Origin of the sequence: Dactylosporangium sp. McL0621 (assembly GCF_049995355.1) — a bacterium.
Lineage (GTDB): Bacteria > Actinomycetota > Actinomycetes > Mycobacteriales > Micromonosporaceae > Dactylosporangium.
Window position 1 is genome coordinate 10,441,343 of the sequence record NZ_CP188259.1, and the last position, 25,908, is coordinate 10,467,250.

Sequence of the window (25,908 nt, forward strand, 5' to 3'; positions counted from 1 at the left end):
GGGAACTTAGCAGGACCCCCCGACAATTCTGTTCGCGTCGGCCGGGAGCAGCGGCGATGCCAGATTCCAGCCCGCCGCGAGCAGATCGTCGATCGCCTTGACGGCCCGGGTGAGGCGGTCGCGGTACGACCCCGTCAGCTCGATCCACGGGACGCCGCGGGCGGCGAGCTCGTCGCGGAACCGGCCCGTCATCCAGGCGCGCAGGTGCTCGCCGTCGCGCATGCCGTCGTCCTCGAACGGCACGCCCTCGTCGCTCGTCAGCAGGTAGAGCGCGGGTCGTCGCGCAGTGTCACGGACAGCTGACGATGCGTTGCCCAAATAGCGCTCCTCCCAGACCGAGGTGGCAAAACTGTCGGTGTCGCAGAGCAGAATGGGCCCACCGGATCGGGCGGCGGCGTCCTCCGCGGCGTTCTGTTCGCGGGCGACGGCGACGAAGTCCTCGCGCGTCCACACGAGGTCCTCCATGGTCTGACCCGGCGCCAGTCCGGCCATTTTCAAGGAGGTCAGCGTGCGTCCGTACTCCTCGACCCAGCAGGTACCGGCGAAAACCCCTCCGCGCAGGCGAAGATGCGCGGCCAGGGCCCGGGTCAGGGTGGTCGTGCCCGTCGACTCCGCGCCGACGACGACCACGCGCCTGACGAACCAGGCGCGCACCGGCGGCGCCAGCATGCCCCAGTGCGCGACGGGGTCGGCGCGCACGGCGGTGCCGGAGACGGGCACGGCGCCCCGGCCCGGGTCGACCGGCACGTGGACGGCGCCGAAGCGGCGGGCCAGCTCCTCGCCGTACGCCTCCGAGGAGAAGACCCGGTCGACCCGCCGGGCGCCGACCGCCGTGCGGAACGTAGCGGTGTGGGCGTCCCAGGCCGCCTCGGATCCGTAGTCGATCGGGGTGTCGTCGTAGATCCCGACGAACCGGACGTGGGGCGAGCGGGCGTGCACCTCGCGCAGCCACGCGACCCGGTCCTCGAGCGGGATCGACTCCACTGTGGACGGTGCGACCACCACGGTCACCTCGTCGCAGGCGCGCGCGGCGGCGTCGATGAGGTGATGGTGGCCGGCGTGGGGCGGGTAGAACTTGCCGATGACTAGTCCGTGGACCACGCCGGGCTCCCCAGCGGCGCGGTGCGCAGCTCGGCGCGCCAGGCCCGCAGGCCGAAGACGCACAGCGTGAGGAACACCAGGTACAGCAGCGCCGTGAGCCACAGGTCCTTGTAGCCGTAAAGGGGGATGTAGACGATGTCGACGGAGATCCACAGCCACCAGCTCTCCAGCAGGCGGCGGGTCTGGCCGTAGGTCGCCAACAGCGACACCGCGGTCGTGATCGCGTCGGGCCCGGGGACCGTGGATTCGGTGAAACGGTCGAGGTACCACCAGAGCGCCACGGTCAGGAACACGCCCGCGATCGCGAGCCACCACCACTCGACCCTGGTCGTGGTGCGCACCTTCTGCTGCAGCCGGCCGGTGCGCCAGCACCACCATCCGTAGGCGCCGAGCGCGACGTAGACGACCTGAAGCCAGGCGTCGCCGAAGAGCCCGACGTGCCAGAAGGCGACGATGAAGAGGAGGTTGTTGGCGATCCCGACCGGCCAGTTCGCGATGTGCTGGCGCACGACGAGATAGACGCACAGCAGTCCGCTGGCGAATCCGAGCAGCTCAGCCCACGTGGTCGGGGCGCCGAAGGCGTGGAACGCCGCGGAGGTCAGCCAGTCGAGCACGGTCTACCCTAGCTGGATGGTTCTGGAAGTCGCACTGATCGACGTGCTCGAAGGCCGCGAGGACGAGTTCGCCGCCGCGTACCGCAAGGCCCACGAGGTACTCGCCACGACCCCGGGGTGCCGCTCGGTGCGCATGACCCGCGGCATCGAGAGCGCGTCGCGGTTCGTCCTGCTCGTGGAGTGGGACTCGGTCGACGCGCACCTGGACAACTTCCGGGCGACGGACCGGTTCGCGCAGTGGCGGGGGCTCATCGGGCCGTACTTCGACGGAGCCCCCCGCGTGGAGCACTTCAACGACGTGGCGGTCTAGGGGCTGTGTCGAAGTGGGGGTCGGAGCGAGGCGAGGCTCAGGCGTCGGCTGGGGCCGCGCCGGGCGCGCCCCGATACCGGGGTTGTATCGGGGTGTGACCGGGGTGGTTCCAGGCGGCGTCTGAGTCCGCCGCAGCCCGGCCATCCACTTCGATACAGCCCCTAGTCCCCGCTCTTCTTGTACACGACGAAGTCCAGGTTCGAGGTGTAGAGCGCACCGGTGACGAGCTCGCCCGCCCGGGTCATGAACCAGGCGTAGCGGTTCTCGCTGGTGCGCATGCACACCCGCGCCCCCGGTACGAGGCTGCCGATCACGACCTGGCCGACCCAGCGGTCGGCGGGCACCGCGGAGCAGACGGCCAGCGACGGGGTGTCGTCGGTGAGCAGCACCGCGAACTTCGCGCCGTTGGCGGCCGTCATGCCGATCGCGCCCGCGGTGGCGTCGGCGCCGGCGGCCTGCTTGGTGGCGCTGTCGAAGTCGTACGCGTCGTCGGGCTGGCCGGCCAGCACCACGAACTGGGCCGTGCCGGTGCGAAGGATGCCGGTGCTGGGCGCCACGGCCGGCGCACTGGCCGGCGCGCTGTTCGCCGCGCCGGCCCCCGCGCTCGGGGCCGCACCCGCGCCGGCGCTCCGGGTGGCGCCGCTCGGGGTCGCGCTCGCGGTTTCGACGACGACCGGAAGGGCCGGGGCCGTGGTCTCCGTGGCCGTCGCGGTCGCGGCGTCCGTGCGCTCGTCGTTGCCCGAGCTCTTCTCGCGCGTCGCCAGCACCCCGCCGACGGCCGCGATGACCAGCACGATGATGCCGATGATGAGCACGCCGATCCGGCCCTTGCGCGCGGGCCTCTCCGGCTCGGGCGACGGCTCGGGCGACGGCTCCGGCGCCGGCATCGGTTCCGGAGCGGGCCTGGGCTCCTCCCGGGCCGGCGTCGGCTGGCGGGGCACGATCGAGTACGCCGACGTGGGCCAGCCCGAGCCGCCGTCCAGCGGCGAGTCCGACATCCAGCCGCGCCGGCTCTTCGGCTTCGGCGGTGGTGGCGACCCGTTGACCTGGTCCTGGCCGTTCTCCGGCTCCATGCAGCGTGTCCTTCTGGTCCTGGCAGATGTGCGGTTGCCCGGCAGAGTATCGCTGACCGCCCACGGCGCGCGCCACGGCGGAACGGGTCGTCTAGCGGGCCAGCATCTGCGCGACCGCGTTGGCCCCGCTGGCCGTATACCAGCCGCTCACGGCCAGCATTCCCAGCACCGCGGCGGCGACCAGGAACGCCCAGCCGTCGGAGGACCCACGCCGGCGCGCATTGATGCGGCGGTGGCGTGCGCGGCGCGCGGGCCGGCGACCGAAGGGAGCGGTACCGCTACCCTGCGGCATGATGCCTGCCCAATCGCGGCGCGCCAGGCCCGGCCGGCCCAGGCCGTGTCGCCCCACTGTCATGATTTACCCCCGTGATCTTCCCTTGAGTCGGAAGGTATCTTGACAAACCGCGCATTCCGTGCAAACCACGCCGTCCTGACCCCGGCGGCCCGTCGCGGTTCACCTTCAGGTGTGATTGCGGCATGAAGATGGTGGGGCTCACGGGCGGAATCGGGGCCGGCAAGAGCGCGGTGGCCTCCCGGCTCGCGGCGCTCGGCGCCGTGATCATCGACTCCGACCGGCTGGCGCGCGAGGTCGTGGCGCCGGGGACCGAGGGGCTCGCCCGGGTCGTGGAGGCGTTCGGGCCCGGGGTCCTGGACGGCTCGGGGGCGCTCGACCGGCCGGCGCTGGGCCGGATCGTCTTCGCGGACGCCGAGGCGCGGCGACGGCTGGAGGAGATCACGCATCCGCTGGTGCGGGCGCGGTCGGCCGAGCTGGTCGCGGCGGCGCCACCCGACTCGATCGTCGTCCACGACGTCCCACTGCTCGTGGAGAAGGGCCTTTCCGGGTTGTACTCGTTGATCCTGATCGTGTTCGCGACGCTGGACACCCGGCTCGACCGGTTGATGCGCCTACGGGGCATGTCGCGCGACGACGCCATGGCGCGGATCTCGGCTCAGGCGACCGACGAGGAGCGCCGTGCTGTCGCGGACATTGCCATCGCCAACGACGGCACGCCGGAGGAGCTCGATCGTCAGGTGGCCGCGGCGTGGGAGCGGATTCTGGCGGCTTAGGCCCTTTACCCTTCGCCGCTCGGGCGTTCGAGCCCTGGTTAGGGCGCTCGCGGCGGCCGGTCGCGCGATTCGCGCGATCTCGCTCGGTGCGCTCGCCGACCGTGACGGGCCGGGGCTGCAACCGTGCGCCGGGAGGACCTGCGTGATGGGCGGGCCGGCTCTCCGGTCGGCCGCCGCGAGCGGCCTACGGCATCTACCGTAGACCGGTGATGTTCCCCACACAATCGCCAGGTTGAATACGGTCGGCCACCGAGGGCGAGGACCCGGAAAGTGTCATACCCCCCGCGTACGGTAGGGGACATGGCGCTCGACATCCCACGCTTGGACCGCCGTTTCGAGGTGGTCAGCGAGTACGTACCCTCCGGCGACCAGCCGGCGGCGATTGAGGCCCTCGCCAAGCGTGTGCGGGCCGGTGACCGGCACTCGGTGCTGCTCGGCGCGACCGGCACCGGCAAGAGCGCGACCACGGCCTGGCTGGTGGAGCGGCTGCAGCGACCGACGCTGGTGCTCGCCCACAACAAGACCCTGGCCGCGCAGCTGGCCAAGGAGTTCCGCGATCTGATGCCCAACAACGCGGTCGAATACTTCGTCAGCTACTACGACTACTACCAGCCCGAGGCCTACATCCCGCAGACCGACACCTACATCGAGAAGGACTCCTCGGTCAACGAGGAGGTGGAGCGGCTGCGGCACTCGGCCACGATGAGCCTGCTGACCAGGCGCGACGTGATCGTGGTGGCGACGGTGTCGGCGATCTACGGGCTCGGCACGCCGGAGGAGTACCTGGACCGCGCGGCCAAGGTCAGCGTCGGCGAGGAGGTCGACCGGGACAAGCTGCTGCGACGGTTGGTCGACATTCAGTACACGCGCAACGACATGGCGTTCAACCGCGGCACGTTCCGGGTCCGGGGTGACACCCTGGAGATCATCCCGGCCTACGAGGAGCTCGCGATCCGCATCGAGTTCTTCGGCGACGAGATCGAGCGGCTGTCCTACCTGCACCCGCTGACCGGCGACGAGATCCGCCAGACCGACGCGCTGATGATCTTCCCGGCGACGCACTACGCGGCCGGGCCGGAGCGCATGGAGCGGGCGATCGCCGCGATCGAGATCGAGCTCGAGGAGCGCCTGGCCGAGCTCGACCGGGAGGGCAAGCTGCTGGAGGCGCAGCGGCTGCGGATGCGCACCACGTACGACGTCGAGATGATGCGCCAGGTCGGGTTCTGCAACGGCATCGAGAACTACTCCCGTCACATCGACGGGCGCGAGGCCGGCAGCCCGCCGCACTGCCTGCTCGACTACTTCCCCGACGACTTCCTCACCGTCATCGACGAGTCGCACGCGACGGTGCCGCAGATCGGCGGCATGTACGAGGGCGACGCCTCCCGCAAGCGAACCCTGGTGGAGCACGGGTTCCGGCTGCCCAGCGCCCAGGACAACCGGCCGCTGCGCTTCGACGAGTTCGAGGAGCGGGTCGGGCAGACCGTGTACCTGTCGGCGACCCCGGGTCCGTGGGAGCTCGGCAAGGTCCAGGGCGACGTCGTCGAGCAGGTGATCCGCCCGACCGGCCTGATCGACCCCGAGGTGGTGCTCAAGCCGACCAAGGGCCAGATCGACGACCTCATGCACGAGATCAAGCTGCGCACCGAGCGCGACGAGCGGGTGCTGGTCACGACGCTGACGAAGAAGATGGCCGAGGACCTGACCGACTACCTGCTCGAGCACGGCATTCGGGTGCGCTACCTGCACTCCGAGGTCGACACGCTGCGCCGGGTCGAGCTGCTGCGGGAGCTGCGCCGGGGCGAGTTCGACGTGCTGGTCGGCATCAACCTGCTCCGCGAGGGCCTCGACCTGCCGGAGGTGAGCCTGGTCGCGATCCTCGACGCCGACAAGGAGGGCTTCCTGCGCTCGGGCACGAGCCTCATCCAGACCATCGGCCGCGCGGCGCGCAACGTGTCCGGGCAGGTCCACATGTACGCCGACAAGATGACCCCGTCGATGGCCCAGGCGATCGACGAGACCAACCGGCGGCGGGACAAGCAGCAGGCGTACAACAAGGCCAACGGCATCGACCCGCAGCCGCTGCGCAAGAAGCTCGGCGACATCCTCGACGACATCTACCGCGAGTCCGAGGACACCGCCGGCGTCGTGTCCGGCCACGGCCCGGGCGGCGCGGTCGTCATCGGCGGCGGCCGCCAGATGAGCCGCGGCAAGTCCCCGGAGAACACCCGCGCCCGCCAGAAGGGCGGCGGCACCAAGGGCGCCGCGTCCGCGTCCGGCGGCCCCGCGATCCCGGCCCGCGCGGGCATGGCCCGCGCCGAGCTCGCCACCCTCATCCAGGACCTGAACGACCAGATGCTGGGCGCGGCGCGCGAGCTGCAGTTCGAGCTGGCCGCCCGCCTGCGCGACGAGGTCTCCGAACTGAAGAAGGAGCTCCGGGCCATGGACGTAGCCGGCGTGAAGTAACAACGACCGCCACCCGCCGGGGCCCGCGCACTGCCCACCCACCACGCGCGCCCCGGCGGGTGCAGGTCCTCCCCCGCGCGGTCGCCACACACGTTCCGACGGGTCCGGCGCCGCACGCGTTCCGGCGGGTGCAAGCCCTCCCTCGGCGTGTGCTCCCCAAACGCGTCCGGTCGTTGCACACGTTCCGGCGGGTGCAGGCCCGCCCGCGTCCGGTCGCCGCGCGCCCCGGTCGCCACGCACGTTCCGGTGGGCCCTTGTCCGGTCTCCGCGCGAGGCCCGGCGGTGCAGGCCCCGCGTTCACCCGTCCCGTCCTCCGAGTGTGGTGGAGCCGCGCGTCCGGCCGGCCGCCGAGCACAAATCGAATCCGGCAACTGCACTCATCCGCGAGCGCCGGCGTTCGTCCCCGGGTCGGGGGTGCGGGCACGGGAAAGCCCCGGTCCCTTGCGGGTACCGGGGCTTCTCGCGTTGCTAGGGCTTGCTGCGGGTCAGCTCTTGCCGCCGGCAAGCTTCTCGCGCAGGGCGGCCAGGGCCTCGTCCGTGGCCAGGGTGCCCGAGGGCTCCTCCGGCGCGCGGGTCGCGGTCGGGGTCGACGACGAGGCCGAGCCGCTCTGCGGGGCCGCCGCGGCGGGCTCGGCGGTCGCGTCGGCCTGACGCGCCGTCTGGACCTGCTTGGTGTGGGCCTCCCAGCGCTGACGCGCCTCGGCGTACTGCTGCTCCCACGCCTCGCGCTGCTTCTCGAAGCCGGACATCCACTCGGCGGTCTCCGGGTCGAAGCCCTCCGGGTAGATGTAGTTGCCCTGCTCATCGTAGGTCGCCGACATGCCGTAGAGGGTCGGGTCGAAGTGCTCCTCGCCCTCGACGAAGCCCTCGTTGGCCTGCTTGAGCGACAGCGAGATCCGGCGACGCTCAAGGTCGATGTCGATGACCTTGACCATGACGTCCGAGCCCACCTGGACGACCTGCTCCGGGATCTCCACGTGGCGCTCGGCCAGCTCGGAGATGTGCACCAGGCCCTCGATGCCGTCGTCGACGCGGACGAACGCACCGAACGGGACGAGCTTCGTGACCTTACCGGGCACGATCTGCTGGATCGCGTGGGTCCGGGCGAACTGACGCCACGGGTCCTCCTGGGTCGCCTTCAGCGACAGGGAGACGCGCTCACGGTCCAGGTCGACGTCGAGAACCTCGACCTCGACCTCCTGGCCGACCTCGACCACCTCGGACGGGTGATCGATGTGCTTCCAGGACAGCTCGGAGACGTGAACCAGGCCGTCGACACCACCGAGGTCGACGAACGCACCGAAGTTGACGATCGAGGACACAACGCCCTTGCGGACCTGGCCCTTCTGCAGCTTGTGCAGGAACTCGGTCCGGACCTCGGACTGGGTCTGCTCGAGGTAGGCCCGGCGGGACAGCACCACGTTGTTGCGGTTCTTGTCCAGCTCGATGATCTTGGCCTCGAGCTCCCGGCCGACATACGGCTGGAGGTCGCGCACCCGGCGCATCTCGACCAGGGAGGCCGGCAGGAAGCCACGCAGGCCGATGTCGAGGATGAGACCACCCTTGACGACCTCGATGACGGAGCCGCGGACGACGCCGTCGTCCTCCTTGATCTTCTCGATCGTGCCCCAAGCGCGCTCGTACTGCGCGCGCTTCTTCGACAGGATCAGACGGCCTTCCTTGTCCTCCTTCTGGAGAACCAGGGCCTCGATGTGGTCACCAACCGACACGACCTCAGCAGGGTCGACATCGTGCTTGATCGACAGCTCGCGCGAGGGAATGACACCCTCGGTCTTGTAGCCGATGTCGAGCAGGACCTCGTCCCGATCGACCTTGACGACGGTGCCTTCGACGATGTCGCCGTCATTGAAGTACTTGATGGTCTCATCGATCGCGGCGAGGAACGCCTCCTCGGAACCGAGGTCGTCGATGGTGACCCTGTTGCTGCTGGCGCTCGAGGTGGCCTCGATGCTGCTCGTCATGTGGGCTGTTGCTCCGGTCGGTGGATTGGCCTGGTGACTCTGCGCGCTCCCGCGGACCCGTCGTCGGGCACAACCCGCCTGTCGCAGTGCAGGATCAGTGCATTGGAAGCCCAGGTATGTGTTCGGCGACCGTGAGCCTGCTCCATGCCGAGGCGCCACAAACCCACGAGTGCACCGATCAGCCTACCCTGCGCAATACCACATGGTCCAACCCTCCCCCAGACCCGATCTGCCGACTTTCGCGGGCCTACCGTTGCTCCCCATGGAATCGTCACCTGACGCAGGCGTCACACGACGCGCCGTGAGCCCCGCCGAGAGCCGCCGGGCGAGCCGGCGCTGGTGGGACGGCGACGCCGACGCCTACCAGGAGGAACACGGTTCCTTCCTGGGCGATGCCGACTTCGTGTGGTGCCCCGAGGGCCTGCGCGAGGCCGACGCCCACCTGCTCGGCGAGGTCAGGGGCCGTCGGGTCCTCGAGATCGGCTGCGGCGCCGCGTCCTGCTCGCGCTGGCTGAAGACCCAGGGCGCCGAGGTCGTGGCGTCCGACCTGTCCGCCGGCATGCTCCGCCACGCCCAGAACGGAGCCACCCGATCGGGCGTACCGGTCCCGCTCCTGCAGGCCGACGCGAGCGCCCTGCCGTTCGCCGAGGGCGTATTCGACATCGTCTGCACGGCGTTCGGCGCCATCCCTTTCGTGGCGGATTCTTCCCGCGTGATGCGCGAGGTGTACCGCGTCCTGCGCCCCGGCGGCCGCTGGGCCTTCTCGATCACCCACCCCATGCGCTGGGTCTTCCTCGACGACCCGGGCGAGGGCGGCCTGGTGGCGGTGCACTCGTACTTCGACCGCCGCGCGTACGTCGAGGAGGACGAGCAGCACGTCCCCACGTACGTGGAGCAGCACCGCACCCTGGGCGACCGAATCCGCGAGCTGGTGGCCGCGGGCTTCGTGCTGAACGACCTGATCGAACCGGAATGGCCGCCGGGGCACGACAAGGAGTGGGGCCAGTGGAGCCCCATGCGCGGACGAGTCTTCCCGGGCACGGCCATCTTCATAGCCACGAAGCCCACGAAATCATGAAATGTCCGAAAAGTCGCGGCGCGAAGCGCCCGACTTTTCGCTGAACCGTGTTCCTCCTGGTAGGCGTCGGCGTCGCCGTCCCACCAGCGCCGGCTCGCCCGGCGGCTCTCGGCGGGGCTCACGGCGCGTCGTGTGACGCCTGCGTTAGGTCCCGCCCAGCCGACGCCAACCCCCGCCACGAACTCGCACAAACCCGCAGAACGCGATACGCCGGTCACGCGAGGCTCGGGCATGTCGGACTTAACGAGCGCCAGGCGAAAAATCCGATAAGTCGCGGCGCGGAGCGCCCGACTTATCGCCAGAGCACGCCCAGCCCGACCAGAGTTCTCGGCCTCGAGCACGATACGTCAGGCGCCCGAGACTCCGGCATGTCCGACTTAACGAGCGCCAGGCGAAAAATCCGATAAGTCGCGGCGCGGAGCGCCCGACTTATCGGTGAACCACTCGGCCCCGGAAGACGAGCCGGCCCGGGGCACCAGCGGCTCCAAGGCGAGCGCTGGCAGAAGGGGCGAGCCCATGAAGTCCGGGCGGGGTCGAAGACCGCAGCGCCGAGCGGGTGACGCTGCGGAAACTCGAAGGGGCGTGAGCTCAGTTCGGCACCGGGCACCAGCGGGGCCGAAGGCGGGTGCTGGCGAACGATTCGAGGCGGGAGTCACTGCAAGCACCAAAGGCCGTCGCACGGCCGCGGGTTCGGCGCCGGGCACCAGCGAGTGCTGGCGAACGATTCGAGCCGGCGTCAGGGCAAGCACCAAAGGCCGTCGCACGGTCGCGGGTTCGGCGCCGGGCACCAGCGAGTGCTGGCGAACGATTCGAGCCGGCGTCAGGGCAAGCACCAAAGGCCGTCGCACGGTCGCGGGTTCGGCGCCGGGCACCGGCGAGCGCTTACGAACGGTTCGGGCCGGGAACTGGGGCAGGCGCCAACGGCCTTGAAGGGGCGGGAGCTCAGTTCGCCGGGACGGGCGTTGGCAAAGGCTTGGGCTCCGGGCGGGGCCGAAGGCCGCAGCGTCGGGGCAGTGACGCTGCGGGCCTTGACGGGCGTTGGCTCAGTGGTCGGCGGCGTTCCAGTCGGAGCCGATGCCCACCGAGACGCCCAGGGGGACGTCCAGGGGGTAGGCGCCGCCCATGGCGTCGCGGACCAGGGTCTCCAGGGGCTCGCGCTCGCCCATTGCCACCTCGAACACCAGCTCGTCGTGGACCTGCAGGAGCATTCGTGAGCGCAGGCCCGAGTCGCGCAGGGCGGTGTCGACGCGCAGCATGGCGACCTTGATGATGTCCGCGGCGGAGCCCTGGATCGGGGCGTTGAGGGCCATGCGCTCGGCCATCTCGCGGCGCTGGCGGTTGTCGCTGTTGAGGTCGGGCAGGTAGCGGCGGCGGCCCAGGACGGTCTCGGTGTAGCCGTCGCGGCGGGCCTGGGCGACGATCGAGCGCAGGTAGTCGCGCACGCCGCCGAAGGTGGCGAAGTACTCCTCCATGAGCACCGTCGCCTCGGCCGGGGTGATGCCGAGCTGCGTGCCGAGGCCGTAGGAGGACAGGCCGTAGGCGAGGCCGTAGTTCATCGCCTTGATCTTGCGGCGCTGGTCGGGCACGACCTCGTTGACCGGCACCGAGAAGACCGAGGACGCGGTCGCGGCGTGGAAGTCGAAGCCGGAGTTGAAGGCCTTGATGAGCGCCTCGTCCTTGGACAGGTGCGCCATGATGCGCATCTCGATCTGGCTGTAGTCGGCGGTCAGCAGCGTCTCGAAGCCCTCGCCCACGATGAAGGCGCGGCGGATGCGCCGGCCCTCCTCGGTGCGGATCGGGATGTTCTGCAGGTTGGGGTCGGTGCTGGAGAGGCGGCCGGTGGCGGCGACGGTCTGGTAGTACGTCGTGTGGATGCGCCCGTCGTCGCTGATCGACTTGAGCAGGCCGTCGACGGTGGTCTTGAGCTTGGCGACGTCGCGGTGGCGCAACAGGTGCTCCAGGAGCGGGTGCTGCGTCTGGGCGAACAGGCCCTGGAGGGCGTCGGCGTCGGTGGTGTACCCCGTCTTGATCTTCTTGGTCTTGGGCAGCGCGAGCTCGTTGAAGAGGATCTCCTGCAGCTGCTTGGGCGAGCCGAGGTTGAACTCGCGCCCGATCACCCCGTAGGCGGCCTGGGCGGCGCCCTTCACCCCGCCGGCGAACTGCGACTCGAGCTCGCCGAGGTATTCGGTGTCGGCCGCGATCCCGGTCCGCTCCATCTCGGCGAGCACGTAGACGAGCGGCAGCTCCACCTCGGCCAGCAGGCGGGCCGACGAGTCGCCGTCGCGGTGCAGCTCCTCGCTGATCGCCTCGGCGAGGTCGAGGGTGGCCCGGGCCCGGAGCATGAGGTTTTCCTCGGCCTCGCCGGTGTCGTCGCCGAGCCCGTCGAGGGTCAGCTGCCCGTTGCCGTTCGGGGGGGCGTCGACGCGCAGCTCGCGCTTGAGGTAGCGCAGGGCGAGGTCGTTGAGGTCGTAGGAGCGCTGGTCGGGCCGGGCCAGGTAGGCCTCCAGGGCGGTGTCGCTGACCACGCCGGCCAGCTCCGTCCAGCCGCGGGCCAGCAGGGCCAGGCGGGCCGGCTTCACGTCGTGCAGGGCCTTGGGCCGGTCGGCGGCGGCGAGCCAGGCCCCGACCGCGGCGTCGTCGGCCGGGTCGAGGGCGGCCGGGTCGAACCAGGCCGCGGGGCCGCCGGCGACGGCGAGCGCGATGCCGGTGAGGGTGCCGGTGCCGCGGCCGAACTTCCCGGCGACGGCCACGCCGGTGCGGGTGCCGGCCGGGGCGTGCTGGTCGAGCCAGGCGCCGACGCCGCCGTGCAGCACCTCGCCGGAGAGGTCGAAGCCGGACTCGGCCTCGGGCTCGACCGCGTCGAGGTACTGGTAGAGCCGCTCCCGCAGCACCCGGAACTCCAGCGAGTCGAAGATCTGGTGCACGGCCTCGCGGTCCCAGCCCCGCCACTTCACGTCTTCCGGGCCGATCGGCAGCTCGAGGTCGCTGCGGAGCTCGTTGAGCCCGTAGTTGCGGATGATCTCGGGGATGTGGGCGCGCACGTTCTCGCCGGCCTTGCCCTTGATCTCGTCGACGCGGGCGATGATCTGGTCGAGCCCGCCGAACTGCACGATCCACTTGGCCGCGGTCTTGTCGCCGACCCCGGGGACGCCGGAGAGGTTGTCGCTGTCCTCGCCGACGAGCGCGGCCTTGTCGCGGTACCGCGACGGCGGGATCCCGTACTTCTCCTCGACCTTGGCCGGGGTCATGCGGTCCATCTCGGTGACGCCGCGCTTGAGATACAGCACCGTGACGACGTCGGTGACCAGCTGGAACGCGTCGCGGTCGCCGGTGATGATCGAGGTCGGCAGGCCGAGCTCGGTGGCCTGCCGGGCGAGCGTGGCGATGACGTCGTCGGCCTCGAAGCCGTCCTTCTCCACGAACGGGATCCGCAGCGCGTTGAGGATCTCCTTGATGAGGGGCACCTGGCCGGCGAACTCGGGCTGCGTCGCGGCGCGGTTGGCCTTGTACTCCGCGTACTGCTCCATGCGGAACGTCTTGCGCGAGACGTCGAACGCCACCGCGATGTGCGTGGGCTGCTCGTCGCGCAGCATGTTGATCAGCATCGACGTGAAGCCGAAGACGGCGTTTGTCGTCTGGCCCGTCACCGTGGAGAAGTTCTCCTTCGGCAGGGCGTGGTACGCCCGGTAGGCGAGCGAGTGCCCGTCGAGCAGCAACAGCTTGGAGTCAGTCGAACCCGTCACGCCAGCGAGCCTAGTCCGGGGGTACGACAAAAACCGCGGAGCCCCTCACGCCGTTTCACCCGTATTGTCCGATTCGCCCCCACCGGCGGCACTTGCCGGGAAGCCCGCCGCGAAAACTTCAGACAAAGCGATTCGCGTTGCGGTTGCGAACAGGAAGATTACGACTGCGCAACTTCCTTGGGCGTGTTGGGCCGAAGGCCTAGTGCCGCGCAGGCAGTGTCATTAGGTTGTGCGTTCATCAGCGTCTTGGCATCTAGGGCGCAACCACGCCTACCGCGCTGTTAAAAAGGAGACAGGTGATGATCCGCCCCAATCTCGGATGGCGCTCGGTCGCCGTGCTGAGCGCCGCCTGCCTGGCGCTCAGTGCCTGCGGCGATAACAAGGCCGACAGCCCATCGACGACTGCCACCAGCGGCGGCGCCGCGGCGGCCGGCGACGGTGTACTCAAGATCGGCACCATCCTGCCGCAGACCGGCTCGCTGGCCTTCCTCGGCCCGCCGGAGTTCGCCGGCGTCGACGTGGCGATCAAGGAGATCAACGACAACGGCGGCGTCCTCGGCAAGCCGGTGCAGATCCAGCACATGGACTCGGGCGACACCTCCACGGACATCGCCACCCAGTCGGTGAACAAGCTGCTCACGGACAAGACCGACGTCATCATCGGCGCGGCCTCGTCCTCCGTCTCGCTGTCCGTCATCGACAAGATCACGGGCGCCGGGGTAGTGGAGATCTCGCCGGCGAACACCTCGACGGCGTTCACCGCGTACAACGACCACGGCCTCTACTTCCGCACCGCGCCCCCGGACACCCTCCAGGGCCGCGTGCTCGGCGACCTGATCGTCCAGGACGGCAACGCCACCACCGGCATGCTGGTCCTCAACGACTCCTACGGCACCGGCCTCGCCGAGAACGCCAAGAAGGAGATCGAGAGCGGCGGCGGCAAGGTCGTCGCGTCGGTGACCTACGACCCGAAGGCCGCGGACTTCAGCGGTGAGGTCGGCCAGATCAAGCAGGCCAACCCGGACGCGATCGCGATCATCGGCTTCGACGAGACCAAGAAGATCGTCCCGAAGCTGCTCGAGCAGGGCCTGAAGAGCAAGAAGTGGTACTTCGTCGACGGCAACATCGCCGACTACTCGAAGGACTTCCAGCCCGGCACCCTGACCGGCTTCAAGGGCACCCAGCCCGGCGCCGAGACCAAGGCCGACTTCAAGCAGCGCCTGCTGGGCGTCAACAAGGACCTGAAGGACTTCAACTACGCGGTTGAGTCCTACGACGCCACCATCCTCTCGGCCCTGGCGGCCGAGGAGGCCGGCAGCGACAACCCGGGCGAGATCGCCAAGCACCTGACCACCGTCTCCAAGGGCGGCGAGAAGTGCACGGGCTACAAGCAGTGCCTGGACCTGATCAAGGCCAAGAAGGACATCGACTACGAGGGGCTCTCGGGCCCGATCTCCTTCAACGACGCCGGTGACCCGGCCGAGGCCACCATCGGTGTCTACACCTACGGTGCGGACAACAAGCTCCTCCCCGAGGTCAAGTACCAGGCCGGCAAGATCTGAGCCTGACGGCCCCGAAGGCCCCCGTCGCGCAAGCGGCGGGGGCCTTTTCGTGCGCGGAAAAGAACGGACGAAAGACCCAAAAGTCCGGGCTCGGGCCCGCGTCACCTGCGGACCGTCGCTCCCGCCAGACAAAGGCCGGCCCTGCAGGCCTGCGGCCGGAGAGGGCCGGCCAGCCGGGTCCGCGGTGCCACGGACGGAACGGGCTGGCGCCCGTAGCGGATACGACCTCGGAAATTATCGTTCCGCGAGCGGAACAATAACCGCATTATCAAGATCGACGTTGATATTCCGGAACGCAAGACCACCATTGTAAAAACGACGTGAAATCAGCCAGGAGGCGTAACGAAGAAATCCCGCGCCCCCGTGGGAGGCGCGGGATTTTCCGCGGTGCAAAAACGATGGTTCAGGCGCGCGCGAGCGTCCCGAGGTACAACTCGATGACCCGCGGGTCGTTGATGAGGCCCTCGCCCGAGGCCGTGTAGGCGTTGCGCCCCTGGTCGAGCACGTACCCGCGGTCGCAGATCTGCAGGCACCGCCGCGCGTTCTGCTCGACCATCACGACCGTCACGCCGGTCGAGTTGATCTGCTTGGTCCGGAAGAACACCTCGTCCTGCAGCGCCGGCGAGAGGCCGGCCGACGGCTCGTCCAGCAGCAGGACCGTGGGCTCCATCATGAGCGCCCGGGCCATGGCCACCATCTGCCGCTCGCCGCCCGACAGGAGCCCGGCCCGCTGCTTGCGCCGCTCGGCCAGGGTCGGGAAGAGCTGCGTGACGAAGTCGAAGCGCTCCTTGAACCGCTTGGGCCGCAGGAACGTGCCCATCTGCAGGTTCTCCTCGATGGTCAGCGCGGCGAAGACGTTGTTCGTCTGCGGCACGAAGCCGATGCCCCGCTCGACCATTGCGTGCGCCTTGAAGTTGGTGATGCTCTCCCCGCGCAGCGTGACCGTGCCCGAGCGGATGTTCACCAGCCCGAACATGGCCTTGAGCAGCGTCGACTTGCCGGCGCCGTTCGGCCCGATGATGCCGACGAGCTCGCCGTCGTGCACGTAGAGGTCGGCGCCGTTGAGGATGTTGACGCCCGGCAGGTACCCGGCGACGACGTCGTCGGCCCGCAGGACCGCCCCGTCGGCCTTCGAGACGTGCTCGGTGCGGTCGACGATCTCGTTGCTGACGGGAGCCGCTTCCTCGTCCTCGGGAAGCTCAGGAAGTTCGCTGGAAACGGTCACGACCGGTCCTTTCCGTCGGCGCCGGCGGAACTGCCGTCCGCCGCCGCCTGCTCCTGCTCGAGCTCGTCGACGGCGCCGATGAGCGCCACCTCGCCGCCGTCGGCGAGGTCGCCGGCGTCGTACTCCTCGCCGCCGACCGTCTTGACCGCGCCGTCGTGGTGGGCGCCCAGGTAGGCGTCGATCACGCGCGGGTCGGCCATGACCTTGTCCGGGGTGCCCTCGGCGATCACGCCGCCCTGCCCCATGACGATGATCCAGTCGCTGATGTCGTGGACCATGTCCATGTCGTGCTCGACGAACAGCACGGTCATGCCGTCCTCGCGCAGCTGCTTGACGTGGCCGAGCAGCGACTGCGTCAGGGCCGGGTTCACGCCGGCCATCGGCTCGTCGAGCATGACCATGTCGGGCTGCACCATGAGGGCCCGGGCCATCTCCAGGAGCTTGCGCTGGCCGCCGGAGAGGCTGCCGGCGAAGTCGTCCTTCTTGGCGATGAGCTTGAAGCGGGTGAGCAGGTCCTCCGCGCGCGCGGTGACCTCGTCCTCCTGCTGCCGGTAGATGGCCGGGATCAGGGCGCGCCAGAAGGTCTCGCCCTTCTGCCCGGTCGCGCCCAGCCGCATGTTGTCCATGACGGTGAGCTTGGACAGCGCCTTGGTCAGCTGGAAGGTGCGGACCATGCCGGAGCGGGCGACCTTGTGTGCGGGTACACCCGAAAGGCTCTTGCCGTTGAACGTCCAGGAACCCTCGTCCGGCGCGTCGAAGCCGGTGAGCAGGTTGAAGAACGTCGTCTTGCCGGCGCCGTTGGGCCCGATGAGCGCGGTGATGGAGCCGCGCTGCACCTCGGCGTGCTTGACGTCGACGGCGGTGAGGCCGCCGAAGCGGCGCACGACGCCGTCGGCGACGAGGATCGGGTCGGGCTTGGACACGCCCGGCTCGCACGGGATGTCGGCCAGGGCCGCCGTGGCGCGCTGCTTGGCGGTGCCGGTGGCCGGCGTGGGCTCAGCGGACATCGAGCATGACCTCCCTCTTGTCGCCGAAGATGCCCTGCGGGCGGTAGATCAGCAGCAGGATCAGGCCGATGCCGACCAGGATGTACCGCACCGAACCGGCCTGGTTGGTGCTGATCAGCCACGACGGGATGTCCTTGTGGTTGATCGCCTCGGAGAGCGTCGCGTCGATGAAGACGAGCAGCACCCAGAAGATCGCCGCGCCGACGACGGGGCCGAAGACCCGTGCCGCGCCGCCGAGGATGACGATCGTGTACGCGAAGAACGTGAACTCGGTGCCCCACGTGTCCGGCTGCACCGCGGCGCGGTCGAGGGCGAAGATGAAGCCGCCGAGGCAGCCGATGACGCCGCCGATGACCAGCGACTGCATCTTGTACGAGAAGACGTTCTTGCCGAGGCTGCGCACCGCGTCCTCGTCCTCGCGGATGGCCTTGAGCACGCGGCCCCACGGGCTCTTCATGAGCAGCCACACGACCAGGCAGGACAGCGCCACCAGGGTCCAGCCGACCAGCAGCACCCACAGCTCACGGTCGGTGAACGTGATGAGGTCGGCGATGTTGACGCCCTTGCTGCCCTGGAACGGGCTCAGGTTGTAGAAGTCCTGCGAGAAGCCCTGCAGGCCGTCCGAGGCGCCGGTCCACTTGTGCAGGCCCGTCGCCCGGTAGATGAGCCGGATGATCTCGGCCGCCGCGATGGTGACGATGGCCAGATAGTCCGCGCGCAGGCGCAGCGTCGGGATGCCGAGCAACAGCGCCAGGATGATCGCGGCGGCCAGGCCGATCGCCACGCCGAGGAAGAACGGCAGGTCGAAGGTCGAGACGGTGATCGCGATGCCGTACGCGCCCACGCCCAGGAACGCCGACTGCCCGAAGTTCAGCAGGCCAGTGTAGCCGAAGTGGACGTTGAGGCCGATGGCCGCCAGCGCGTAAGCAATAGTGGTGGACCCGATGATCGCTTCCAGCGAGACGCTGAAGATGGAGTGCCAGTTCATCGTGTCCCCCTCAGCCGATCCGCGTCCGGCGGCCCAGGATGCCCTGTGGCCGGAAGAGCAGGATCACGATCAGTACGGCCAGCGCGCCAACGGTCTTGAGCTCCGACGGAATCCACAGCGTGGACAGCTGCACGAACAGGCCGATCACGAGGCTGCCCACCAGGGCGCCCCAGGCGGTACCGAAGCCGCCCAGCGTGACGGCCGCGAACACCAGCAGCAGGATCTGGAAGCCCATCTGGTAGCCGACGTTCTGGTAGGTCCCCAGGAGCACGCCGGCCAGCGCGGCCAGGGCGCCGCCGATGGTCCAGACCAGCCGGATGATGCGGTCCACGTTGATGCCGGAGGCCGCCGCGAGGGCCGGGTTGTCGGCGACCGCGCGGGTCGCCTTGCCCAGGCGGGTGCCGAGCAGCGCCCAGGACACGGCCACGATGGCCACGATGGCGATCACGTCGCAGACGAGGTTCTTCGGCGCGATCAGGAACGGCCCGTACTGATGGCCGGGCTGGCCGTTGTACTGGGCGAAAGCGCGGGTCTCGCCGCCGAAGAAGTACAGGAAGATGTACCGCACGGCGAGGGACAGGCCGATCGAGATGATCATCGTCGTGACCATGTTGGTGCGGCGCCGGCGCAGCCAGCCCCAGAACGCCCGGTCCTGCGTGTAGCCGAGCAGGCCGCCGATCACGACGGCGATCAGGCCGGACAGGACCAGCGGCAGCCCGATTGTCACGTTGAACAGGAAGGTGATCAGCGCACCGAACGTGACCAGCTCGCCGTGGGCGAAGTTGGTCAGGCCGGTGGTGCCGAAGATCAGCGAGACGCCGAGCGCGGCCAGCGCGATGATGAGCGCGAAGTGCAGTCCGCTGTAGAGCAGGTCGGCGTACCGGTCCAGTTCCGACGGCGCCTTGGGCGCGTTCGGCTGGTTCTGACCGGTCGCCCCGCCCGCCCCGCCGAGCGGGAACAGCACGTTACGGGCCTGGCCGTCGGCCACCTGCGGCGTCAGGCTGGGCCGGTTGTTGGTCAGGGTGACGCCCGCCGGCAGGGAGGTCTGATCGAGGTCGACCCGGTAGGTGCCGGGGCCCGGGACCGGAATACTCCACTTGCCCTGAGCGTCTGAGGCTGCTTCGCCGACGGGCGCGCCGTCCTGAGTGAACGCTTTGATCTTGACTCCGGCGACGGGGGCGTCGCCGTTCTTCAGCGTTCCCTGCAGTGCTTCGCCCTCGGCCCAGGCGCTTGTGGCGCCTATGCCGAAGGAGAGCATCACGCAGGCCAGGAAGGCCGTGAGCATGATCACGGCTCTACGCAATGGTGCTCCTCGAATCAACGGTGACTGGCTGTGATCCCGAGCCTCGGGACTGGCGGATCATAGCCCGGCCCTCAAGGCAATAGCGGGCCGTTACCAAGCCGTTATTCGATGTCCAGCAAGCTGCCGCGAAACACGCCGTGCGCAGGTAAAAGGTCAGGACTCGGCGATTACGGTGGTGTTTCCCCCGGCGGTTTCGGCGATGATCCGGTCGGCCACTTCCCGCATCGTCATGCGGTGGTCCATCGCGGTGCGCTGGATCCATTTGAAGGCCTGCGGCTCGTTCATGCCGTAGGTGGCCATGAGCTGGCCCTTGGCGCGCTCCACGACCTTGCGCGTCTCGAGCCGCTCGGTGAGCGTGGCGACCTCGGACTCGAGCACCGACAGCTCCGCGTACCGCGACACGGCGATCTCCACCGCCGGCACCAGGTCGCTCTTCTGGAACGGCTTGACCAGGTAGGCCATCGCGCCCGCGGCGCGCGCCCGCTCCACCAGGTCCCGCTGGCTGAACGCGGTCAGGATGACGACCGGCGCGATCCGCCCGCCGGCGATCTTCTCCGCCGCGGCGAGCCCATCCATGATCGGCATCTTGATGTCCAGGATCACGAGATCGGGCTTGAGCTCCTCGGCGAGCCGGACAGCCGTTTCGCCGTCGCCGGCCTCGCCGACGACGTCGTAGCCCTCCTCGACGAGCATCTCCCGCAGGTCGAGGCGGATGAGCGCCTCATCTTCCGCGATGAGCACCCGACGGCTCTGTGCCTCGGCCACAAGCCTCTCCCGATCCGATCCGACGTGTCCGACGGCGGTTACCGTCGCGATCAGAGTAGTGGGTACCCTAGTGCGGCGTACTCGTCCCGGTATCCCAATCGGCAGAGGAACGGAGCTCAAACCTCCGACAGTGTGGGTTCGAATCCCACCCGGGGCACCAAAACGGCACACAAGCCCCACGAGAACGTGATGCCGGACACGGTCACGTGTGCGTAACTCCCACCAGGACTAGGCCCTGTCCTGCCGATCATGCCGGCCTGCGCCGGGCCCAGATTCCCCCTGCGCGCACCCCGCGAAGGCCGGGTTACAACACCGGTAGCCAGGCCTCCGCGGGGCACACGCAGGCGAAATCTGGACCTCGTCTCGGCTCGACATGATCGGCAGGACAGGACCTAGTCGAGGCGGACCGGATCGGCGCCCTCGGTCAGCAGGTCCAGGCCCGCTCCGGTCACCACCTGAGCCGGCTGGCGGTCCCGCCCGGCCAGCGCGGCCAGCCGGGCGATCGGCAGGCGGTCCGGCTCCACCGCGCAGGCGAAGACCACGTTGCCGAAGCGCCGGCCGCGCAGCAGGTCCGGCCGCACGATCAGGCACACGTCGGCGAACGCCGTGCGCAGCGTCGCCCCCTGCGACCGGGAGAACGCGAGCGGGGCCAGGTCGGCCACGTTGAGCGCGTAGACGCCGCCGGGGGCCAGCAGCCGGGCCACGGCGGAGGCGAAGACGACGTCGGACACGCTCTCGGGCATCTGCGCCGCGTCGTACACGTCGCCGATGATCAGGTCGTAGGCGCCGGCGTCGAGCTCGGCGACGGTCGCGCGGGCGTCGCCGAAGCGCAGGTCGATGCGCTCGTCCGGGGGCAGCGGCAGGACGCGCTGGACGAACGCGGCCAGCCGGCGGTCGCGCTCGACCACGAGCTGCTCGGAGCCCGGGCGGGTCGCGGCCACGTACCGCGGCAGCGTGAACGCCCCGCCGCCCAGGTGCAGCGCGCGGATCGGCCTGCCTTCCGGGAACGCGGTGTCGACGACCGAGCCGACGCGGCGCGTGTACTCGAAGTACAGGTGGGTCGGGTCGAGCACATCGACGTACGACTGCTGCACCTCCTCGACGAGGAGCGTCCAACCGCCCTTGCGCCGGGGGTCCCGCACCAGGCGGGCCGCCCCGTACTCCCCCTGCTCGGCGATCCCGTCGATGATCTCCCGCCAGCTTCCCATTGGGGCACAACCTACCGCGAAGCGGCGAAAGGCTCAGCTGAGGGCAGGACCCGCCGAACCTGCGGACATGGAGGGCCGCACCACCATCATCCGCACGGTCGACGGCGTCATCGACGCCCGTGCGGTCACCACCGTCTTCCAGCCGATCGTCCGGCTCGACTCCTGGAACCGCACCGAGCCCGAGGTCGTCGGCTACGAGGCGCTGACCCGCGGCCCGGCCGGCACGCCGTGGGAGGAGCCGCTGCCGCTGTTCGAGGCGACCGCCGGGCGCGGGCGCCTCGCCGAGCTCGACTGGGTGTGCCGGGCGACGGCGTACCGCACCGCCCTCGACGCCGGCCTGCCGTTCGGCCCTGACCCTGTTCGTCAACGCGGAGCCCGCCGCGCTCGGCGTGCCGTGCCCGCCCGACCTGGCCCCGACGATCCTCGATGCCCAGCTGCGGCTGCGGGTGGTGGTCGAGATGACCGAGCGGGCCATCGGTGCCGACCCGGCGGCCCTGCTCAGCGCGGCCGAGGCGTGCCGCGGCGCGGGCTGGGGCGTGGCCCTGGACGTGGGCGCCGAGCCGGCCTCGCTGTCGGTGATGCCGTTCGTACACCCCGACGTCGTCAAGCTCGACCGGCACCTGACCCAGCGGCCCGGCGGCGGCTACGCGGCCCGGGTCGTCAACGCCGTCGTCGCCTACGCCGAGCGCGCCGGCGCCGCGCTGCTGGCCGAGGGGGTGGAGACCCGCGAGCACCTCGACGCCGCGCTGGGCATGGGCGCCACGCTCGGGCAGGGCTGGCTCTTCGACCGGCCGGGCCCGCTGCCGGCCGAGGTGCACACCCGCCACGGCTCGTCCACCGTCCCGTTCGTCACCGCGCCCGCCCCGCCCGGCGGGCGCACCCCGTACGAGATCGTCGCCGCGCGCCGGCCCACCGCCCTGGCCACCAAGCGGATGCTGCTGCCGCTGAGCCACTACCTGGAGGCGCGCGGCCGACGCCGCGGAGCCGCCGATGCTGCTGGCCTCGTTCCAGGAGGCGCGGCACTTCACGCCGGCGACGGCCCGGCGGTACTCGACCTACTCCCGCGACGCCGCCCTGGTCACGGTGCTGGCCACCGAGCTGCCGGGCGCGCCGGTCGACGGGGTGCGCGGGATCGCGCTGCCCAGCGACGACCCGCTGCGCGGCGAGTGGAACGTCATCGTGGTCGGCCCGCACTTCGCGGGCGCGCTCGTGGCCCGGGACCTGGCCGACACCGGCCCCGAGGAGCAGCGGCGGTTCACGTACGCGCTGACGTACGACCGCGACCTGGTCCTCGACGCGGCCCGTGCGCTCCTGCAGTGGATTGTGCCAACATAGGCGCCCATGAGGCGCATGCTGCTCGTCGCGCTGCTGGTGCTCGTCTCCCTGGGCGGCGCGGCACTGTCCGGGCACGCCCCCGAGGCCCACGCCCCCGGGACCGCGGCGTCCGGCGCCGACCCGATCAAGGTCCGGGTGGAGCTGACCCAGGGCCGGGTCGACGAGGTCCGGCACACCGTGCAGATCTCGATGCACAACGACGGGCCGGCCAAGCTCGTCGTGCAGCAGATCGAGCTGCGGGCGCCGTCGTTCAAGGGCGTCGGGCCGGTCAAGGCCGACGCGTGGCTGCCGCCGGGCGGCCTGCAGGTCGACGTGCCGGTGGCGTACGGAACCGGCATCTGCACCGGCGACGACCTGCATCCCCGCGCGGCCGCCGCCACCGTGGCGCTGCGCGTGCAGACCGAGAACGGCCAGGTCAGCGACGTCCAGGTGCCGCTGGCCACCCCGAACCCGATGCTCGACAAGTTCCTCGCGATCGACTGCCAGCAGGCGTACCTCGACCGCCAGGCCACGTTCACGTTCGGCCCGTGGACGCACCTGCCCAGCGGCTGGGTCCAGGGCACCGTGGTGGTTCACCGCACCGGCTTCAAGGGCACGATCGCGCTGCAGGAGTTCGTCGGCAGCATCCTGCTCGAGGTGCTGCCGACCCCGCTGCGGGAGGCGACCCCGAAGCCGTACGGCGTGCTCCCGCCCGGCACCGGCGAGCTGAAGATCCCGATCATCGTCGACGGCGAGCGCTGTACCCCGCACGCCCTCGCCGAGATCAAGAAGCCGTACGTGTTCCCGGCGTGGGTCAGCCTCGACGGCGGCCCGCTGCTGTACACCGAGCTCAAGATCACCGATGCCGAGGTCGCCGCGTTCAAGCCGGTCATCGATGCCTGCGCGGCCGGGCACACGCAGATGTGAGCCCGGAGTTTTAAGCCAGCTTTAGGCCGGTTGCGACGAGTGACGCCTGGTGCCATGCTCCCAGCCATGTCCGAGGCCGGTCGGCGGGCCCGCGCCGCTCTCCCCGCGGTCGCCCTGCTGGTCCTCGCGACCGCGGCGACGCTGGGCCTGTCCACGCTGCTCGGCTTCGCGCCGCGGCCGCCCGCCTGGCGGATCGCGCTCACGTTCGCCGTCGCGCTCGCGCTCGCCCTGGTCGCCGCCGACCAGGTCCGGGCCGCGCTCACCGACTGGCAGGGCGCGGCCGCCGCCGAGTGGGGCGCGCACCGCCGCCCGCGGCGCAACCTGGTCACCGGCGACGTCACGCAGCCCCGGCGCGACGTGGACGAGTACACCGGCGAAATGAAGAAGCCGGAGCGCCTGAAGGTGCGCCGCCCGTCCTGGGTGCGCCTCGCGGTCACCGTGCCCCTCGCGCTCGTCCTCGCCGCCCTGCTGTGGGTGCCGCAGCTGCCCGGGCACGCGGCAGCGCTCAAGGTGACGTCGTTCTTCTTCGGGTACGCCGCCTACGCCCTGCCCGTCCTGCCCCTGCTGCTCGCCTGGCCGCTCCCCCGCCTGCCGCGCGAGCCGTGGCCCGGCCGGCTCCTGCTGGTCCCGGTGGTCGACCGGCGGCTGTGGCGCGGCGCCGAGCTCGCCACGCTCGGCTCGGCCACCCTGCTCTTCCTGCGCGAGCGGGTGCTGACCCGGTCCACCGGCATCGTCGTGGCCACGCTCGGCCTGCTGCACCTGGTGCGCGGCAACCCCGCCGTGCTCGACGGCGGCGCGGCCCGGGCCGGCGGCCTGTTCGGCTTCCTGATCGCCGAGCCGCTGGCCTTCGTACTCGCCGCGGGCGGGGCGATCGCGCTGCTCGGCGGCGTGCTCGGCGTCGCCGCGGGGATCATCGCGGCGTCGGTCGGGCGGGCCTGGGGCACCGTGACCGGGTACGCCGTGCTGGCCGTCGTGGTCGCGGTCCCGCTCGGCGCGGTGGGCGCCGGGCACTGGTACGGCTTCGAGTACTACCTGCGCACCGAGAACGGGCACGTGGTCGTCGTGGCCGGGCTCTCACCCACGCACCGGCAGGCGGTGCACGACACGAACCTCGCCGTCGACGGGCTCTCCCCCTCGCTGCGGCAGCTGTTCGCCGACGGGCTGCCGGTCGCCGACTACGCCGACGGCGACCGGATCGCCAAGGTCCTCGCCGCGCCGTCGACCGCCGCCGCCGACGCCTACGCCGGGGAGCAGTTCGACCTCAAGACCGGCGAGTGCTTCGACTGGATCGGCGGGTCGTCGCAGCTGCGGTACGTCGCACAGTGCAACGCCGCGCACGTCGGCGAGGTCACCTTCGTCGGGCACCTGCCGTTCACCGTCGACCCCGGCGCCAAGGCGGTGGACACCGCGACGCGGGCGATGTGCGAGCAGTCCTACGGGGACTACCTCGGCGTACCGTTCGGGCAGTCCTTCCTGCCGCTGGAGAAGCCGCTCCTGCCGCCCGGCCTGGACAAGACCTGGCACGCCCGGCCGGTCATCGCCTGCTGGCTCAACTCGGTCGGCCCGTGGCCGCTGAAGGGCACCAAGACGGTGGCGGCGCTGCAGCAGAAGGCGTCCTGGGGCCCGTCCGGCGGCTGCAAGATCGAGGTGCCGGACGCGCTGCGCATCACCGCCGAGCAGCCGAACGTACGCTGCCTCGCGCCCGGCCCCGAGCAGCGCCTCAGCGTGCCGGGGGGCGGCTTCAACATCGACCTCGAGTTCGCCGCGATCGGCAAGTCGGCCGGCGGGGCGCGCATCGGCGCCGGGTGCTTCGACGGGGCGAACCTCGCGAACGGGTACAGCTTCGAAATCAACGCCGACGGGGTCATCGAGATCTACAAGCACGCCGGGGACCAGCACCCCAAGGTGGCGGCGTCGGCCAAGCCGAAGAACGCCGGCCCACCGACGACCGCCTCGACGCCCTTGCAGGTCACGTGCAAACCGACGGGCGACGGCGGGGTGGAGCTGACCGCGTTCTCGACGGGCAACCGCAAGGCGACCTGGGTCGACAAGGAGAACCCCTTCACGTCCTTGAGCCCGAGACTGGTCCTGACGAACGCCGCCACGGGCGGCGTGGTGATGACCACGATGATCTTCAGCGCCACGAGGCTGTAGCTGTATTTCCAGCTCGCTGC

20 protein-coding genes, 1 tRNA gene and 2 pseudogenes are annotated in these 25,908 nt (G+C 70.4%); 10 read left to right on the top strand and 13 right to left on the bottom strand.

The genetic code is table 11. The features are described 5' to 3' along the window. Positions 1 to 6: 6 nt before the first annotated feature. Together ACPPVO_RS49385 and pnuC are read right to left on the bottom strand one after the other, a co-directional pair. Complete coding sequence (locus ACPPVO_RS49385) at positions 7 to 1,101, bottom strand: AAA family ATPase (RefSeq protein ID WP_426506022.1); 1,095 nt, start codon at positions 1,099 to 1,101, stop codon at positions 7 to 9. Further along, on the bottom strand, positions 1,086 to 1,715 hold the full coding sequence (gene pnuC / locus ACPPVO_RS49390) for a nicotinamide riboside transporter PnuC (protein WP_426506023.1): 630 nt from the start codon (positions 1,713 to 1,715) through the stop codon (positions 1,086 to 1,088). The genes ACPPVO_RS49385 and pnuC overlap by 16 nt, the downstream gene beginning before the upstream one ends. Before the next feature lie 16 nt (positions 1,716 to 1,731). Between pnuC and ACPPVO_RS49395 the strand changes: the two genes are divergently transcribed. Then, positions 1,732 to 2,025: an antibiotic biosynthesis monooxygenase family protein gene (locus ACPPVO_RS49395; protein ID WP_426506024.1), complete on the top strand. Its 294-nt coding sequence runs from the start codon at positions 1,732 to 1,734 to the stop codon at positions 2,023 to 2,025. A gap of 161 nt (positions 2,026 to 2,186) precedes the next feature. Here ACPPVO_RS49395 and ACPPVO_RS49400 read toward each other — a convergent pair whose 3' ends face one another. Together ACPPVO_RS49400 and ACPPVO_RS49405 are read right to left on the bottom strand one after the other, a co-directional pair. Then, positions 2,187 to 3,098, bottom strand: coding sequence for a hypothetical protein (locus ACPPVO_RS49400; RefSeq protein ID WP_426506025.1), 912 nt, complete (start codon positions 3,096 to 3,098; stop codon positions 2,187 to 2,189). A 91-nt stretch (positions 3,099 to 3,189) separates the two neighbouring features. Continuing rightward, entirely contained in the window at positions 3,190 to 3,390 is a 201-nt protein-coding gene (locus ACPPVO_RS49405; protein ID WP_426506026.1) for a hypothetical protein, read from the bottom strand. Positions 3,391 to 3,575: 185 nt separating this feature from the next. Between ACPPVO_RS49405 and coaE the strand changes: the two are divergent. Both coaE and uvrB read left to right on the top strand, forming a co-directional pair. Next, positions 3,576 to 4,157 (top strand): annotated as a pseudogene (gene coaE / locus ACPPVO_RS49410) (dephospho-CoA kinase); the annotation flags it as partial. A 309-nt stretch (positions 4,158 to 4,466) separates the two neighbouring features. Then, positions 4,467 to 6,632: an excinuclease ABC subunit UvrB gene (gene uvrB, locus ACPPVO_RS49415; protein WP_426506028.1), complete on the top strand. Its 2,166-nt coding sequence runs from the start codon at positions 4,467 to 4,469 to the stop codon at positions 6,630 to 6,632. A gap of 485 nt (positions 6,633 to 7,117) precedes the next feature. Here the strand turns inward: uvrB and rpsA are convergent, their stop codons facing one another. Continuing rightward, positions 7,118 to 8,614, bottom strand: coding sequence for a 30S ribosomal protein S1 (rpsA, locus tag ACPPVO_RS49420; RefSeq protein WP_426506030.1), 1,497 nt, complete (start codon positions 8,612 to 8,614; stop codon positions 7,118 to 7,120). A 262-nt stretch (positions 8,615 to 8,876) separates the two neighbouring features. Between rpsA and ACPPVO_RS49425 the strand changes: the two genes are divergently transcribed. Beyond that, complete coding sequence (locus ACPPVO_RS49425; protein ID WP_426506032.1) at positions 8,877 to 9,692, top strand: class I SAM-dependent methyltransferase; 816 nt, start codon at positions 8,877 to 8,879, stop codon at positions 9,690 to 9,692. 1,043 nt (positions 9,693 to 10,735) lie between these two features. Here the strand turns inward: ACPPVO_RS49425 and polA are convergent. Then, a complete protein-coding gene (gene polA / locus ACPPVO_RS49430; protein ID WP_426506033.1) occupies positions 10,736 to 13,435 on the bottom strand; it encodes a DNA polymerase I in 2,700 nt (899 codons plus the stop codon). Positions 13,436 to 13,734: 299 nt separating this feature from the next. Between polA and ACPPVO_RS49435 the strand changes: the two genes are divergently transcribed. Beyond that, positions 13,735 to 14,997, top strand: a complete 1,263-nt coding sequence (locus ACPPVO_RS49435; protein ID WP_426506035.1) for an ABC transporter substrate-binding protein — start codon at positions 13,735 to 13,737, stop codon at positions 14,995 to 14,997. A 403-nt stretch (positions 14,998 to 15,400) separates the two neighbouring features. Here ACPPVO_RS49435 and ACPPVO_RS49440 read toward each other — a convergent pair whose 3' ends face one another. From ACPPVO_RS49440 to ACPPVO_RS49460, 5 genes are all read right to left on the bottom strand, one after another. Further along, positions 15,401 to 16,222: an ABC transporter ATP-binding protein gene (locus ACPPVO_RS49440; RefSeq protein ID WP_426506036.1), complete on the bottom strand. Its 822-nt coding sequence runs from the start codon at positions 16,220 to 16,222 to the stop codon at positions 15,401 to 15,403. Then, positions 16,219 to 17,229, bottom strand: coding sequence for an ABC transporter ATP-binding protein (locus ACPPVO_RS49445; RefSeq protein WP_426506038.1), 1,011 nt, complete (start codon positions 17,227 to 17,229; stop codon positions 16,219 to 16,221). The genes ACPPVO_RS49440 and ACPPVO_RS49445 overlap by 4 nt, the downstream gene beginning before the upstream one ends. Further along, positions 17,219 to 18,217 (bottom strand): branched-chain amino acid ABC transporter permease, encoded by a 999-nt coding sequence (locus ACPPVO_RS49450; RefSeq protein WP_426506039.1) that lies wholly within the window; start codon positions 18,215 to 18,217, stop codon positions 17,219 to 17,221. The genes ACPPVO_RS49445 and ACPPVO_RS49450 overlap by 11 nt, the downstream gene beginning before the upstream one ends. A 10-nt stretch (positions 18,218 to 18,227) precedes the next feature. Further along, the gene (locus tag ACPPVO_RS49455) at positions 18,228 to 19,520 is read right to left on the bottom strand and encodes an ABC transporter permease subunit (RefSeq protein WP_426506040.1); all 1,293 of its coding nucleotides are present in this window, start codon (positions 19,518 to 19,520) and stop codon (positions 18,228 to 18,230) included. A 153-nt stretch (positions 19,521 to 19,673) separates the two neighbouring features. Then, positions 19,674 to 20,261: an ANTAR domain-containing response regulator gene (locus ACPPVO_RS49460; RefSeq protein ID WP_426514840.1), complete on the bottom strand. Its 588-nt coding sequence runs from the start codon at positions 20,259 to 20,261 to the stop codon at positions 19,674 to 19,676. 107 nt (positions 20,262 to 20,368) lie between these two features. On the opposite strand from ACPPVO_RS49460, the gene ACPPVO_RS49465 reads away from it, so the two are divergent. After that, positions 20,369 to 20,445, top strand: a tRNA-Leu gene (locus tag ACPPVO_RS49465). 232 nt (positions 20,446 to 20,677) lie between these two features. Here ACPPVO_RS49465 and ACPPVO_RS49470 read toward each other — a convergent pair. Then, positions 20,678 to 21,493, bottom strand: coding sequence for a spermidine synthase (locus ACPPVO_RS49470; protein ID WP_426506041.1), 816 nt, complete (start codon positions 21,491 to 21,493; stop codon positions 20,678 to 20,680). Between the two features lie 389 nt (positions 21,494 to 21,882). Between ACPPVO_RS49470 and ACPPVO_RS49475 the strand changes: the two are divergent. Beyond that, positions 21,883 to 22,227, top strand: a pseudogene (locus ACPPVO_RS49475) (EAL domain-containing protein); the annotation flags it as partial. Here ACPPVO_RS49475 and ACPPVO_RS49480 read toward each other — a convergent pair. Next, positions 22,170 to 22,418, bottom strand: a complete 249-nt coding sequence (locus ACPPVO_RS49480; protein WP_426506043.1) for a hypothetical protein — start codon at positions 22,416 to 22,418, stop codon at positions 22,170 to 22,172. The pseudogene ACPPVO_RS49475 and the gene ACPPVO_RS49480 sit on opposite strands and share 58 nt — an antisense overlap. A gap of 65 nt (positions 22,419 to 22,483) precedes the next feature. Between ACPPVO_RS49480 and ACPPVO_RS49485 the strand changes: the two genes are divergently transcribed. From ACPPVO_RS49485 to ACPPVO_RS49495, 3 genes are all read left to right on the top strand, one after another. Continuing rightward, the gene (locus tag ACPPVO_RS49485) at positions 22,484 to 22,828 is read left to right on the top strand and encodes a DICT sensory domain-containing protein (protein ID WP_426506044.1); all 345 of its coding nucleotides are present in this window, start codon (positions 22,484 to 22,486) and stop codon (positions 22,826 to 22,828) included. Positions 22,829 to 22,834: 6 nt separating this feature from the next. After that, positions 22,835 to 23,734 (top strand): hypothetical protein, encoded by a 900-nt coding sequence (locus tag ACPPVO_RS49490; protein WP_426506045.1) that lies wholly within the window; start codon positions 22,835 to 22,837, stop codon positions 23,732 to 23,734. A 66-nt stretch (positions 23,735 to 23,800) separates the two neighbouring features. After that, on the top strand, positions 23,801 to 25,888 hold the full coding sequence (locus ACPPVO_RS49495) for a hypothetical protein (RefSeq protein WP_426506046.1): 2,088 nt from the start codon (positions 23,801 to 23,803) through the stop codon (positions 25,886 to 25,888). Positions 25,889 to 25,908: the final 20 nt, after the last annotated feature.

Bases quoted from the DNA above. Each gene is read 5' to 3' on its own strand.
- ACPPVO_RS49395 (WP_426506024.1), top strand. From the start codon at position 1,732: ATGGTTCTGGAAGTCGCACTGATCGACGTGCTCGAAGGCCGCGAGGAC.
- ACPPVO_RS49400 (WP_426506025.1), bottom strand. From the start codon at position 3,098: ATGGAGCCGGAGAACGGCCAGGACCAGGTCAACGGGTCGCCACCACCG.
- ACPPVO_RS49405 (WP_426506026.1), bottom strand. From the start codon at position 3,390: ATGCCGCAGGGTAGCGGTACCGCTCCCTTCGGTCGCCGGCCCGCGCGC.
- uvrB (WP_426506028.1), top strand. From the start codon at position 4,467: ATGGCGCTCGACATCCCACGCTTGGACCGCCGTTTCGAGGTGGTCAGC.
- rpsA (WP_426506030.1), bottom strand. From the start codon at position 8,614: ATGACGAGCAGCATCGAGGCCACCTCGAGCGCCAGCAGCAACAGGGTC.
- ACPPVO_RS49425 (WP_426506032.1), top strand. From the start codon at position 8,877: ATGGAATCGTCACCTGACGCAGGCGTCACACGACGCGCCGTGAGCCCC.
- ACPPVO_RS49435 (WP_426506035.1), top strand. From the start codon at position 13,735: ATGATCCGCCCCAATCTCGGATGGCGCTCGGTCGCCGTGCTGAGCGCC.
- ACPPVO_RS49445 (WP_426506038.1), bottom strand. From the start codon at position 17,229: ATGTCCGCTGAGCCCACGCCGGCCACCGGCACCGCCAAGCAGCGCGCC.
- ACPPVO_RS49450 (WP_426506039.1), bottom strand. From the start codon at position 18,217: ATGAACTGGCACTCCATCTTCAGCGTCTCGCTGGAAGCGATCATCGGG.
- ACPPVO_RS49470 (WP_426506041.1), bottom strand. From the start codon at position 21,493: ATGGGAAGCTGGCGGGAGATCATCGACGGGATCGCCGAGCAGGGGGAG.
- ACPPVO_RS49485 (WP_426506044.1), top strand. From the start codon at position 22,484: ATGCTGCTGGCCTCGTTCCAGGAGGCGCGGCACTTCACGCCGGCGACG.
- ACPPVO_RS49490 (WP_426506045.1), top strand. From the start codon at position 22,835: ATGAGGCGCATGCTGCTCGTCGCGCTGCTGGTGCTCGTCTCCCTGGGC.
- ACPPVO_RS49495 (WP_426506046.1), top strand. From the start codon at position 23,801: ATGTCCGAGGCCGGTCGGCGGGCCCGCGCCGCTCTCCCCGCGGTCGCC.